We start from the raw sequence: 14,220 nt of genomic DNA on the forward strand, positions 1-14,220 counted from the left end.
ACACTGAATTCCTTTTTTAATATTTAGCTGAGTTTTGTCCCAGCCTCGTTTGTGTTCATGTATTATTCTGATTTAGAATATTGACTAATTTATACGCCATAATTCCTAATTGTAATTTTAAAAGGTCATCTGTAGACTTCAGGCTGAGCCCTGTTCGTTGTTCAATCTGATTTAAACGATAACGTAAAGTGTGCCTGTGAATAAATAATTTCTCAGCAGTTCGTTGAATACTCTGACTATTTTTAAAATAAGCATCGATTGTTTCAATCAGATCAATTTCCCGTTCCCCAGCTAAAAGTTTATAAATATTGTCCTTATAAATTTCAGAAAGATCAATACCTTTCTGATTCATTTCAAGTAATAAATCATACATTCCAAGATCTGAATAATGGGTAATATTCTTTTTTGCATCGATTAAATTAGTCAATTTTGCTGCATATTGAGCTTCTTTGGCACTTCTGCCAAGCTGATCAACTTGATCGTAAAACTTTCCAATACCAATTAAAAGTTTATGATTAGGAAAATAATAATTCCACTCTCCTTGCAATTCCTTAGCTAATTGAACAGCTTGGTTATACTGTTCATCCTCTGTATTCCCATTAATATTAGTGAGTAAAATAATTGATTGCAGTTTTGTTTGCATCATATGGGCTTTACTTTTTTGAATAAGCAAATGCTCGACCATTAAATAAAGTCTGTCTACAAGATGAATGTCAACTTTTTTCGTTTCTAAGAAAGTAATATAAAAAACGGTTTGGTTGACTGTCAGGTCATAGTTTAGTTTTAAAGCTTGGTCAATAATAAATCGTTCATTTAAATAATTTTTGCTGAAAATATCTTCTAGTAAATTACTTTGTAACCGAAGTTGTGTTTCTTCTACTGCTTGCACTTTTAAAAATTCCATTGCATATATAGAGGCTGCACGTTCGATTGCAATATCGTCTAATTCTTGCCATTGATCTGTAGCCTTTACCATGACAATCCAACCAAAACAGGATTGCTTTGCAATGATTGGGTAGATTGTAATCACTTGATCTTCTAGTTGAATATGTTCTTTTGCTTCTTTTTCTAAGCTGCATAATAAATATTTGGATATATCAATTTCCTGTTGATTGGTCGTGAAGAATATCTTTGAAGGTCTATTTGTAGTTTGAAATGAGCTATTAGAGCTGGTGTAGCTGATTTCATAAAATTCATTGTAAATACAAATCTCTGAGTCTGTTAGTTGTGCTAACCGATTTGTAACTTCTGTCAGACTTTGATCATTTAATATCATCGTTGATAATTCGTGGTGAATGTTTTCCGATTGTTCCAATAAACGAGTTTGCTTATTCACAATATGTTGTAGGACTACTTTAGTTATTTCCGAAAAGTTAATATCAGTAGGGATTTCAATCAAAGGTAAATGGTGTTTGTCGGCAAGTGCAATGAAACTCTCCGGAATTTTTTCCATATAAAAACTCGTATAAATAGCAACGCCTGATAAAGGTCTTAAACGCAATAAATTATGAAAAACTTCCATCCTGTTTTCATCTTCTAATAAATTAAATCCAGTAGTGATTAAGAATTCACCATCCTGAATACGTTCAATATCTTCTAACACTTCTACGATAGTTACCCACTTGATTTTATTCTCTATTCCTTTAGATCCTGCGACTAATTTAGTTGTTTGCATGATTGGTAATTGTAATGCATCTTTGACTGTGATAGCGATACGTATCCCTCCATTAGTTTTCCCATTATACAAGGTGTATAATTTTTCAGTCCTTTTTTTAATGTTTAGTCGAATAGATAGTGAATAATGTGTTCGATATAATTTTATTATACAGAAATGTTGAGCAAAATCCATAGATACCAATTAAGTAAACGCTTACTACTTATTAGATGTCTGGACAAATTTAAGGAAATAAGAGGTGAAAAAAGATGCCGCGAACCTATTTAATTAAACCTGTTTTAGACCAATATTATTCATGCATTACACATGGTAGAGGGATTTATTTATATGATGAAGCAGGAAATAAGTATATTGACGGTTCTTCCGGAGCAGTTACAGCAAGTATTGGACATGGTGTACAGGATATTATTGAAGCGATGGATATGCAAGCAAAAAAAATTTCGTTCGTCTATCGTTCTCAGTTTTCAACGAGAATAGCTGAGGATTTAGCAAAAAAGATGAGTGACATATCACCTGGAGATCTAAACTGGTCTTTTTTTGTAAACAGCGGTTCGGAAGCAACAGAAACTACAATGAAAATTGCCATTCAATATTGGCAGGAAAAAGGAATCAAAACAAAAACGAAAATTATTTCACGATGGATGAGTTACCATGGAATCACGATGGGGGCATTGTCTATGTCTGGTCATATTAGCCGTCGCGAGCGTTTTGAAACGTTGTTGGACAGATATCCGTCTGTTTCCGCACCGTATTATTACAGGGATGCAAATGGCAGAACGACCGAACAATGTGATGATTATTATGCAGCAGAGTTAGAAAAAGAAATCCTTCGAGTTGGGAGTGAGCATATTGCTGCATTTATCGCTGAACCAATTGTCGGTGCCGCCGGAGGAGCACTCACTCCATCAAAAGATTATTTTAAAAAAATTAAAGCCGTTTGCGAACAGTATGATGTTCTGTTTATAGCAGATGAAGTAATGACCGGGGTTGGCAGAACTGGAAAAATGTTTGCCATGGAGCATTTTGGTGTCGTACCAGACATAATGGCGACTGGGAAAGGAATGAGTGCAGGATATACTCCAATTGCGGCGGCAGTCGTAAGTGAACATGTAATGGAGCCGATTTTACAGGGATCGAAATCCATTATGAGTGGGCATACGTTTAGTGCAAATCCACAATCAGCGGCAACAGCTCTAGCTGTTATTAACTATATAGAAAAGAACAATCTTGTTCAAAAATCTGCTGATAACGGCATTTATTTAAAAGAGAAGATAAATAGACTTGCAGAAAAAAGTAAAATAATTGGTGATATAAGAGGAAAAGGACTGTTTATCGGTGTGGAATTCGTAAAAAATAAAGCAACGAAAGAAACGTTTCCTAGAAAATTTGATCTCGTAAATCAAATAGTCCAAGCAAATTTTGAGGAAGAATTACTCGTTTATCCCGCCAATGCAGGTGAAGACGGATTAAATGGGGATGCAGTCATTTTAGCGCCACCACTTACCATCTCAAAAGCTGAAATTGACGATCTAGTTGCTCGTTTTACTAGAAGTTTAGAAAGAGTAGAACGCTCAATTGTGAGGGAGCTGGTTCAATGATAAAAGTACGAGCGATTGAAGAAGCGGTAAAACATATTCATAGCGGTTCCTCCCTTATGTTTGGTGGATTTGGGGGGATTGGAAACCCACCGACATTAATAAAAGCATTACTGAATAATGGAGTAAAAGATTTGACGTTAATTGGAAATGATGCAGGTTTTCCTAATGTTGGGATCGGTCAACTTATTACTGCTGGCCGGGCAAAAAAGTTGATTGCATCTCATATTGGTTCCAACCCGAATGCGGGGAAACAAATGCATGAAGGAACACTTGAAGTAGAATTTTCTCCACAAGGAACGCTTGTCGAACGCATTCGTGCTGGTGGTTCAGGGCTAGGTGGTATTTTGGTCGATGTCGGTATCGATGGATTAGTCGCTGAAAACAAACAAAAAATAGCTGTGAATGGAAAAACATATTTGCTCGAAACGCCACTTACTGCAGAAGTAGCTATCGTATTTGCAAAAAAGGCAGATACATATGGAAATTTAATTTTTGACAAAAGTGCTCGAAATACTAATCCTCTCGTCGCAATGGCCGGAGATATTACGATTGCAGAAGTGGAGGAAATTGTGCCAGTCGGTGAGCTCAATCCCGAGGAGATTATCACTCCAGGTGCATTTGTCGATATCGTTGTAAAAAGTGAAGGAGTGAACTGGAAATGGGTGTGGGAGTAAATGTCCGTCATCAAATAGCTAAAAGAGCTGCTAAAGAAATCGAAGATGGGATGGTCGTTAATCTAGGTATTGGCATGCCGACATTGGTTGCTGACTATATTCCGGAAAATGTGAATGTTATGTTTCATGCCGAAAATGGTGTACTTGGAACCGGTCCGACTCCGGCAAAAGGAGAAGAAGATGAAAATCTGTGTAATGCTGGAGGACTACCAATGACGATCGTACCTGGTGGATCCTATTTTGATAGTACGTATGCATTTAGCATTATTAGACGTGGCTTACTTGATGTAACCATCCTTGGCGCGTTTCAGATAAGTCAATATGGCGATCTAGCTAATTGGATTGTTCCGAAAAAAATTGTTTCGGGGATGGGGGGAGCAATTGAACTGGCCCAAAAAGCAAAAAAAGTGATTGTCCTTATGAATCACGTAGATAAAAAAGGAAATCCAAAAATCGTGACAGAATGTACTTTGCCTTTAACAGCTAAACATTGTGTCGATCTAATCATAACAGATTTGGCAGTTATCAAAGTTACTGTAAAAGGCTTACAGTTAATCGAAGTAATGGATGGCTATACCGTGGATGAAGTTGTTAAAGTAACTGGAGCTCCCCTTTTCGTAGCGAAAGAAAAGAAAGGAGAGTGTTGAAAGTGGAAGAGGCAGTCATCGTTTCAGGGGTTCGAACAGCTGTTGGCGCATTTGGAAAATCACTCCGAACGGTCGTTGCAAACGACTTAGGCAAGCATGTCCTTGAGGGATTAGTGGAACAGGCGGGTTTTTCTAAAGATAAAGTGGAAGAAGTTATATTCGGCCATGGGTATGTGCATGGAGGTGGGTTAAATTCGGCACGGATTGCTTCTCAACAGGCAGGTTTTTCAGAAAAAATCCCGGCATATGTTGTCATTAAAGCATGTGGATCAAGTTTAAAGGCAATTACCAATGCTACCGCATCCATTCAAACTAGACAAAACGAAGTAATTGTAGTTGGTGGAACAGAAAGCATGAGTAATGTTCCTTATTTGGTTAAGACACGCTGGGGAACCAAATTTGGTAATGTTGAAATGGAAGATGCATTAATGACAGATGGATTGATATGTTCACTTGGTCATGAACATATGGGAGATACCGCGGAAAGGCTTGCAGAGCAATACAATATATCTCGTGAAGAACAAGATGATTTTGCTTTTGAGAGCCATATAAAAGCAATCATGGCGATGGATGCGAATAAATTTTCAGATGAAATTGTCCCAGTAAAAATGAAAACTCGTAAATGTGTCGAGAAATTTGATATAGATGAAAGTGTCATTCACTCCATAAATAGAGAAAAACTTGCCTCTTTACGACCTGTCTTTCAACAAAGCGGTACTATAACTGCAGGAAATGCATGTCCCATGAATGATGGCGCGGCAGCCCTTTTAATGATGTCCAAAACAAAAGCAGAAGCAGAAGGACTTAAACCACTTGTAAAAGTCAAAGCCTATGCAAGTGCAGGTGTTAACCCTTCGATCATGGGAATTGGACCCGCACCGGCGACACGAAAAGCTCTAAAAAAAGCGAGCCTCACACTAGAAGATATTGGGCTGATTGAATTAAACGAAGCATTCGCCGCTCAAGCAATTGCTGTGATAAAAGAACTTCATTTAGATGAAAAAAAGGTAAACGTCAATGGCGGTGCAATTGCCCTTGGCCACCCAGTCGGTGCTACAGGAGCGAAATTGTCCGTCACATTAATTCATGAAATGATTCGGACTCAGACAAAATACGGTCTTGTAACTATGTGCATGGCTGGTGGAATGGGGATTGCCGTCATCTATGAAAATATGAGTTTATCATGAGAGGAGATAATCAAACCGTGTCAATGAAAGAAAGAATCTATCAATGGATCGATGATCATAAACCAAAAAGTATTGAACGCCTAACAGAAATGGTACAGCATGCAAGCACTCAAGGTAACGAAAAAGGGGTTCAAGAAGTTGTCGCTAATTACTTAAAAGAAATTAACTTAGAAGTAGATTTTTGGGAATTAGATGGAGATAGGTTAAAAAAACATCCGTACTTTTATTCCAACCGCGAAACTTTTGAAAATAGTCCGAATGTAGTCGGTGTTTTAAAAGGAACTGGGGGCGGTAAATCGATTATTTTAAATGGTCATGTCGATGTTGTCCCAGAAGGGGACCATGCTCAGTGGGACGAAGAACCTTACAGTGGAAAGGTCATCAACGGTAAAATGTATGGGCGAGGGGTGACAGATATGAAAGGCGGTAATATCGCTTTACTCCTTGCATTAGAAGTAATTCAGACTCTAGGAATTCGGTTAAAAGGGGATGTCATTTTTCAAAGTGTAATAGAGGAAGAAAGTGGAGGGGCAGGAACTTTAGATGCAATTTTAAAAGGGTATAAGGCAGATGCTGCTATTATACCAGAACCAACAAATATGAAAATATTCCCAAAACAACAAGGGTCTAAATGGTTTCGTCTTATCATAACAGGAAGAACAGCCCATGGAGGAACACCGTCCCATGGTGTTAGTGCGATTGATAAAGCGTTCATTGTTAATAAGCATATAAAAGAACTAGAAAAAGTAAGAAATAATCGAATTGATGATCCACTCTATGATAATGTTCCAATACCTGTACCAATAAATATAGGTAGAATTACGGGAGGTGATTGGCCATCTTCCGTCCCAGATGTCGTACAGTTAGAAGGGCGGATTGGAATTGCCCCTAATGAAACGATGGAACAGGTTCAAGAAGAGCTAGAAGAATGGACTGCAAGATTAGCGGAAAAAGACAGATGGTTCGAGCAAAATCCTGTAATAGTAGAATGGTTTGGAGCTAGGTGGGTGCCCGGTGAAATAGAAACGGATCATCCATTAGTTAAATTGTTAACGAATAATTTTAAAGATATTATGGATGATGAGCCAATCGTCGTTGCCTCACCTTGGGGAACAGATGGGGGATTGCTGACCAAGGTAGCTGATACACCTACAATCGTATTCGGTCCCGGTATTACGGAGCTAGCGCATTTCCCAAACGAAGCGATCGAACTTGATAAAATTTTTCAGGCAGCAAAAATTATTGCAGCTACTATCGTCGATTGGTGTGAAGCTAGTTAACAATTATTACTTATTCTAATAAATTGTAACGATCCGAACATAGATAATTGGTTAGTTTAAAATGAGAACGGTTAAGATGCTTGTATAAAAAACTTTAGCCTATGAAACTCTGAACGATAACTTAAATTTATTATCGTTCGGAGTTTCTTTTTTGTCTTACTTGAAACTGTGACACAGATGACAGATTGTTTCGGCTCTCACTTAATATCTTCCTGTTGGGCAAAAAGGCTTATTTATGTTCAGATCTCTTATTGCTTAAAAATGACTAATGAACTAATTCGAAAGTATGAAATAATTACTTGACAATGAAAGGAAATTACCTTATATTTAAAAATATCACTTGAACAAAAATCCATACATTGAACAAATGTTCATGCGAGAGAGGGAGATGCTTTGGAAAAAGAGAAGATAAAACAAATGGTAAAAATCTGCCAATTGTATTATCAAGAGGGATATAACCAACAAGAATTAGCAAAAAAGTTTAGAATCTCCCGTCCGCAAATTAGCCGAATCATCAGTTCAGCAAAAGAAGAAGGGATTGTCGAAATAAATATTAATAATCCGTTCAGTAATGAATCAAACATAGAAAAGCAATTAATGCAAAAGTTTGGTTTAAATGATGCGGTTATTGTTGAAACAACAAATATGTCAATCGATCAATCTATTGCTAGTTTTTCTAAAGCCGGTGCATTCTATTTAGAAAACGTTCTCAGAAAAGGAAATGTTGTTGGCGTGATGGCGGGTAAATCTATACAAGAAGTTGTGCTAAGGACTCGAAGTAATGGTGAGAAGAACGTTCTTGTTATTCCATTGGTTGGTGGTCTAGGCGTACAAGGCGCAAATTGGCACGCTAATTCAAATGTCATTCAATTAGCTGAGAGCATGAATTATGAGTACTACGTTTTAAATGCTCCTGCAATTGTAAGTTCATTGGAAATGAAATCCCAACTGATTCAAGAAGAAGCAATTAATAAAGTGTTAGAAAGATATGAAGATTTGCAGACAGCAATTGTCGGTATTGGAGAAACTACAGAGGAAGCTACCTTCTTTAAAACAATGAATTTGAGCAGAGAGAAATTGCAAGAGATTAAAGATGCTGGAGCAGTTTGCAGTATTGGAACAATATTCATCAATGCTCAAGGAGAAGAAGTAGCTAAGAGTATTTCAGATCGAATGATTGGCATTTCCGGAGAAAAATTGAAACAGACCCCTCTCGTAATTGGCATCGCTGTTGGAGTTGAAAAGGTTGAGGCAATTACTGCGGCACTGTCAGGGAAATGGATCGATGTATTAATTACAGATGTTCAAACTGGAGAGCAATTAATTTAAATTAATCAACAGTAAAGGGGAAACAAACATGAGAAAAATATTAATGTCTTTAATGGCAGTTATACTGTTAGTTGTAGTTGCAGCATGCTCAAGTGATGGAGGGGAAGATAATGGAAATAAAGAAGGAGCAAGCGAAAGTGGAGAAAAAAGCATTTCGATTATGACTCCTTATTTATCTTCTGTAACTACAAAACAGATGGTTGATGAACTAGAAATTAAAGCAAATGACAATGGTTGGAAAGTAAACATTGTAGATACAAAAGGAGATGCTGGTGGACTGGCATCGCGTATGGAAGACGTTATTTTAGCAAAAACGGATGCAATTGTACTTGTTAGTACAGATCCGAACCAAGTTGCAGCACAAATTCAACAAGCAAGCGAAGCAGGTATCCCTGTGTTTGGGACCGACTCAGGCTATATTGAAGGCATGACAATGAACGCTACAAGTGATAATGAAGAAATGTCAAAAATGATCACTGAATATCTGTTTGAACAAATGGGTGGAGAAGGAAATTTAATAGTTTTAACTCACCGTCCACACCCAGGAGTTTTAAAGCGTACTGAAATGCTAGATCAAATGTTAGAAGAATATCCTGATATTAATGTTCTAACAGAATTAGAAGTTGAAGTACCAGGACCAATTGAAAGTGCTCGCCAACAAATGGAAAACTTACTACTAGCAAACAAAGATGAAGATGCAATTACTGCTGTTTGGACTGGATGGGATGAGCCGGCAATTGGAGCTGCACAGGCAATTGAAGCAGATGGACGCGACAATATTATCGTGACTGGAATCGATGGGAATAGCCAAGCTGTAGAAATGATTAAAGATGGGACTCCTATCACTGCGACTGTAGAACAAAACTTTATTGGTATGTCAGAAATCGTTATTGAACAAATGCAAAAAGTGTTTAACGGTGATGATGTAGACGGTACAGAATTATATGCACCAGCTAGCTTGATTACAGCTGAATAATGTGAAGAGGTGAAAGTGACTGATGTTACTGCAAACAAACAACATTACAAAAGTATTTGGGGGACATAAAGCATTAGATAATGTCAATGTTACTTTTGAAGCAGGCACTGTTCACTCATTGTTAGGCGAAAATGGTGCGGGAAAGTCCACACTCATTAAAATACTGACAGGTGTGTATCAACAAACAAGTGGACAAATTATTTGGGAAGGTAAGGAAGTTAATATTGAACGCCCAAAAGCTGCTCAAGATCTTGGTATTAATGTTATTCACCAAGATCGGCAGCTTGTCCCTTATTTTACGGGTCTGGAAAATTTATTTCTTAACAAGACATATCCGAAAAAAGTACTTGGTGGTATACATTGGAAACGAATGAGGGAACAAGCAAATGCTTTAAAAGACAAATGGAAGATTGATATTCCAGTAGACAAACCTGTCTATGATATGACCCCGACAGAACGTACCATGCTGGAAATATTAAGGGCTATGAGTCAAGAATCAAAAGTACTCGTACTTGATGAGCCAACAGCTTCATTAACAGATAAAGAGTCAGTTTTATTATTTTCTTTAATTGATCATCTGAAAAAAGAAGGAGTAGCTATTATTTACATCTCCCACCGACTTGAAGAAGTTATACAAATCTCTGATTATGTAACAGTACTTACCGGTGGAAAAGTTACAGCTTCTTTAACAAAAGATGAGATTACTAGAGAAAAAATTATTTATCATATGACTGACGGGCAACAAATGAATGCGAGTAAAAAAGAGAAAGCCGACTTAGCTGATCAACAAGTTCTTTTAACAGTATCTAATTTAGCGACAAAAGATGATAAGGTAAAAGACGTCAGCTTCAACGTCCATGCAGGAGAAATAGTTGGGATGTATGGATTGGCAGGTGCGGGAAGAACAGAAAGTATGGAAGCAATTTTTGGGTTACGAGAAAAATCGAACGGTGAAGTTGTTTATAAAGAAAAATCATACAACAAAGTAAGTCCAAAACAAATGATAAAAGAAGGAATGATTTTAATTCCTGAAAACCGACATGATGAAGGGTTAATCATGCCAAATACGATCAGCCATAATATGACTTTACCAATATTGAATGAAGTATCAAGTGGTGGAGTGCTTACTCGTAAAAAAGAAAGTGAAAAAGTTCAAGGGGAAATGAAACGCTTTAAAGTAAAAGCAGTAAGCGCGAATCAGACTGTGGCAGAATTGAGTGGAGGAAATCAACAAAAAGTAGTGTTTGGAAAAGCGTTACTGACAAATCCGGATTTATATATTTGTGATGAGCCTACACAAGCTGTTGATATAATGACCAGGAATGATATTCACTCCTTTTTACAAGAACAAGCATCCAATGGTAAGGGAATAATTTTTGTATCTTCTGATATACAAGAAATCTTAGAAGTAAGTGACCGGATTATCGTATTTAGCGAAGGAAAAACGGTTGCAGATCTTAAAAACAAAGATATCGATAATCATACGATATTAGATATTTGCTATCAACATCAAAAGGGGGAAAATTAAAGTGAGTGAAGCAGTCAAACAACCAAAGCAGAAGATGTCATTCTCCCAAAAAATCAGTTCTTATGGAACTATTTTTGCAGGAATCTCTTTAATCATTATTTTTAGTATATTAAGTCCAGATTCCTTTGCGACCGTAGATAATGTCATCAATATTACAAGACAAATATCCTTTTTGGTAATCATTGCTCTAGGTGCTACGCTTGTAATGAGTGTAACAGAATTTGACTTATCAATTGGTGCTATGGCGAGTCTTGGAGGAGTAGTATCTGCAAAGCTAGCTATTTTAGGAGTTCCAATTGTAGTTAGTTTACTCGTTCCCGTAGTCATTGGATTTATGATTGGATTAATCAATGGAGCGATCGTCACACATTTTAGAGTTTTATCTTTTGTAACGACGCTTGCAATGGGAACAGTAATTGGAGGATTTACTTTCTGGCTTACAGGCGGGTCTACTGTTTTTGAAAACATCCCAGAAAGCTTTAAATTTATCGGTCAGACGCAACTTTTTATGATTCCACTATTATCTATCATCATGATAATATTGGTCATAGTATTTTGGTATGTAATGACACATATGACTCTTGGGCGCCGTTTTTACGCAATAGGTGGAAATGAAAAAGCATCTGAAGTTTCTGGTGTGAATATTAATGCCTATAAAACAGTTGCATTTGCACTATGTGGAATGCTTGCGGCACTAACAGGAGCACTCCTAGCATCCCGTTTAGGATCTGCTCATCCAACAGGTGGAGATGGATATTTCTTGAATGCTTATGCAGCAGTATTTTTAGGAATGACTGTTGTAAGAAGTGGTATACCAAATATAGTTGGAACGTTATTTGGTGCTGCGATCTTAGGAATTCTTGCAAACGGACTAACTATTCTTCAAGTACCATCTTTCATGCAAGATGTGATTACCGGGATTATTATTATTGCAGCGCTAATTTTTCAGAAGATAGGACGTGAATAATTGTGACTCAAGTAATAAAGAGAAAAACTGAACTAGCTTCTCCTTTTATCACGGCTTATCTTGTTGGAGGATATCCGTCAAAAGAAAAAAACATTGAATTATTAAAAGAAGCAGAGAAATCAGGATTGAATGCAATAGAAATCGGTTTTCCAAGCAAAGCTCCTTATATGGATGGGGAAACTATTAAACAAGCACATAAAGAAACAGAAAATATTTTTTCAGACTTGGATGATTTTATCGATTATTTAAAGGATGTAAGAGCAGCAATCTCGATTCCGATTTGGATTATGGGATATGTTGATGACTTATTTCGAGATCAAGCATATATACGATTAGCTGAATCTTCCTACATCGATGGATTTATCATTCCAGATATTAATGTGGATCAGATGAATCAGGCGCAGCAATATTTAGCAACTACAGGAGCAAAATTTATTCCAGTTGTTAATAATAACATGTCTGATGAAGAAATAACTATTTTGGCAGAAAATAAAGAAGTAATTTATTGTCAATTGTATGCTGGGAAAACAGGTCATAAGTTAACAGATACGTCTACTTTTCCATTATTCTACGAGCGAATGAGAAAACTTACTAATGCTAAACTAATGGCAGGATTCGGAATAAATAGTCAAGAAATCGCTGGGAAAATATTTGAAGTAGGTTATGATGGTATTGTAGTTGGAAGTGAGTTTGTTCGTATTGTTGCTACTGAAAAGGAAGAGACTTTGTATAAATTTATTAGAGAACTAGTAAACGCGAAGAAAAAGTGGGGATAATATGTCTTATGTAGCTGTTTTCGATATAGGAACGACTGCAGTAAAAGGTATTTTGGTTAATAAAAAAGTTGAACTTAAAGAGGAACATACAATTGAATTAAAAACGTTTGTTTCTGACGGTGGAATTGTGGAACAGTGTCCAGAAGATTGGTGGGAGGCAATAATTGAAATAGCAGCCCTTTGGTGGAAAAGCGGAATCTCACCTAAGTCTATTCGCGCAATTACGTTTTCAGGTCAAATGGAAGACGTTATTCCCATAAGTCCGAACGCAACTCGAGCAATCTTATATTCGGATACAAGAGCTGGAAATGAAGCGGAGTGGGTACATGAGCAGTACCCAGAAATACGTGCCACTACAGGTAACAACATAAGTGCAACTACTCCGCTAGCTAAAATTAAATGGTTGCAATCAAAAGGGAACGTAGTATATGATTCGGCAACTCATATTGTTTTTAGCTCCAAAGATTATATCATTAATAAACTTACAGGGCAAGCAGTAACAGACCCAGTAACAGCAGCTACGACAGGAATGATGGACCTGAAATATAGCTGTTGGAGTAAGGATATTTTACAAAAATGTTTCATTGATGAATCCAAGATGCCTCTTTTATTAGATGTAGATAGCATCGTAGACACCGTCTCCTCTGAAGCCAGTGAGATCAGCGGATTCTCAACATCGACGGCGGTCATCAATGGTAGTGGAGATGCGGGAGCAACTACACTTGGAGCATCGGCAATTCATGAAAAAGACGGTTATTTTTACATGGGTACAACGGGGTGGCTTGCTATTGTGGAGAAAAACCAAGGTCAACTTGAGACATTATCTGAAGGCCATTTTAATTTATCTTTTGTAGATAGTGAACACCGTATTTCCGTTGCGCCATTGCTTAACGTTGGAAACGTGCATAAGTGGGCTGTCCAAGCTTATATTAATAAAAAAGAAATAAACAAATATGAAGCATTTGAAAACTTGATTGAACAGGTAAATCCGGGTAGTGAAGGTGTGTTATTTTTACCTTACTTGAACGGTGAAAGAAATCCGTTGATCGATCCAGAAGCAAAGGGAGCATACTGGGGAATCACTCCAAATACAGAAAGAAAAGAATTAGCTCGTGCAGCCCTAGAGGGAGTTACGTTTTCTTTAAAACAAACATTAGAAATGTATAATATAACAGACCAACGTACGATAACTCTTATTGGCGGAGCATCTAAAAGTAATGTATGGTGCCAAATGATGGCAGATATTATGAACCATCCAATTAGAGTACCTTCAAACAGTGAATATTTACCGTCAATTGGAATTGCATCAACGGCTTTTATAGCTCTTGAGTGGTGCGATTCATACGAATATTTTATTGATACGTATGTGAAGACTGTACCTGGTAAAACATATATACCTGATCCAAAAAAAGTAAAGATTTATCAATCAACTTATGAAACTTTTAAAAAATTACATCCCGCGTTACAACAAATCTACAAATAAACATCCGCCCATTGTGGCGGGTGTTTTTTATGTTTTTATTTTACACATGTTTGTTAATCACTTATGCTTAATTATTTCAATTATTTAAAAATTTTTTATG

The 14,220-nt window shown here is 37.0% G+C and carries 12 protein-coding genes; 11 read left to right on the forward strand and 1 reads right to left on the reverse strand.

All coding sequences use genetic code 11. The annotated features are described in order from the left end of the window. Window positions 1-55 precede the first annotated feature (55 nt). Entirely contained in the window at window positions 56-1,747 is a 1,692-nt protein-coding gene (locus SPD48_RS06140) for a PucR family transcriptional regulator (protein ID WP_336257205.1), read from the reverse strand. A gap of 176 nt (window positions 1,748-1,923) precedes the next feature. Between SPD48_RS06140 and SPD48_RS06145 the strand changes: the two genes are divergently transcribed. From SPD48_RS06145 to SPD48_RS06195, 11 genes are all read left to right on the forward strand, one after another. Beyond that, on the forward strand, window positions 1,924-3,273 hold the full coding sequence (locus SPD48_RS06145) for an aspartate aminotransferase family protein (protein ID WP_336257206.1): 1,350 nt from the start codon (window positions 1,924-1,926) through the stop codon (window positions 3,271-3,273). Continuing rightward, window positions 3,270-3,947: a CoA transferase subunit A gene (locus SPD48_RS06150; protein WP_336257207.1), complete on the forward strand. Its 678-nt coding sequence runs from the start codon at window positions 3,270-3,272 to the stop codon at window positions 3,945-3,947. Before SPD48_RS06145 ends, SPD48_RS06150 begins: the two co-directional genes overlap by 4 nt. After that, window positions 3,932-4,594: a 3-oxoacid CoA-transferase subunit B gene (locus tag SPD48_RS06155; protein ID WP_336257208.1), complete on the forward strand. Its 663-nt coding sequence runs from the start codon at window positions 3,932-3,934 to the stop codon at window positions 4,592-4,594. The genes SPD48_RS06150 and SPD48_RS06155 overlap by 16 nt, the downstream gene beginning before the upstream one ends. 2 nt (window positions 4,595-4,596) lie before the next feature. Then, window positions 4,597-5,781, forward strand: coding sequence for a thiolase family protein (locus SPD48_RS06160; RefSeq protein ID WP_336257209.1), 1,185 nt, complete (start codon window positions 4,597-4,599; stop codon window positions 5,779-5,781). Window positions 5,782-5,798: 17 nt separating this feature from the next. Next, window positions 5,799-7,061 (forward strand): peptidase, encoded by a 1,263-nt coding sequence (locus SPD48_RS06165; protein ID WP_442962113.1) that lies wholly within the window; start codon window positions 5,799-5,801, stop codon window positions 7,059-7,061. Between the two features lie 393 nt (window positions 7,062-7,454). Further along, window positions 7,455-8,390, forward strand: a complete 936-nt coding sequence (locus tag SPD48_RS06170) for a sugar-binding transcriptional regulator (RefSeq protein WP_336257210.1) — start codon at window positions 7,455-7,457, stop codon at window positions 8,388-8,390. A gap of 28 nt (window positions 8,391-8,418) precedes the next feature. Further along, window positions 8,419-9,366: a sugar ABC transporter substrate-binding protein gene (locus SPD48_RS06175; protein WP_336257211.1), complete on the forward strand. Its 948-nt coding sequence runs from the start codon at window positions 8,419-8,421 to the stop codon at window positions 9,364-9,366. 22 nt (window positions 9,367-9,388) lie between these two features. Then, window positions 9,389-10,894 carry a sugar ABC transporter ATP-binding protein gene (locus SPD48_RS06180; protein ID WP_336257212.1) on the forward strand — a complete coding sequence of 502 codons (1,506 nt, stop codon included), beginning with the start codon at window positions 9,389-9,391 and terminating at the stop codon, window positions 10,892-10,894. A 1-nt stretch (window position 10,895) separates the two neighbouring features. Continuing rightward, window positions 10,896-11,861, forward strand: coding sequence for an ABC transporter permease (locus SPD48_RS06185; RefSeq protein ID WP_336257213.1), 966 nt, complete (start codon window positions 10,896-10,898; stop codon window positions 11,859-11,861). 2 nt (window positions 11,862-11,863) lie between these two features. Next, a complete protein-coding gene (gene trpA / locus SPD48_RS06190; protein ID WP_336257214.1) occupies window positions 11,864-12,637 on the forward strand; it encodes a tryptophan synthase subunit alpha in 774 nt (257 codons plus the stop codon). Window position 12,638: 1 nt separating this feature from the next. Beyond that, entirely contained in the window at window positions 12,639-14,120 is a 1,482-nt protein-coding gene (locus tag SPD48_RS06195) for a xylulokinase (protein WP_336257215.1), read from the forward strand. Window positions 14,121-14,220: the final 100 nt, after the last annotated feature.

Origin of the sequence: Pseudogracilibacillus sp. SE30717A (assembly GCF_037071985.1) — a bacterium.
Taxonomy (GTDB): domain Bacteria; phylum Bacillota; class Bacilli; order Bacillales; family Amphibacillaceae; genus Pseudogracilibacillus.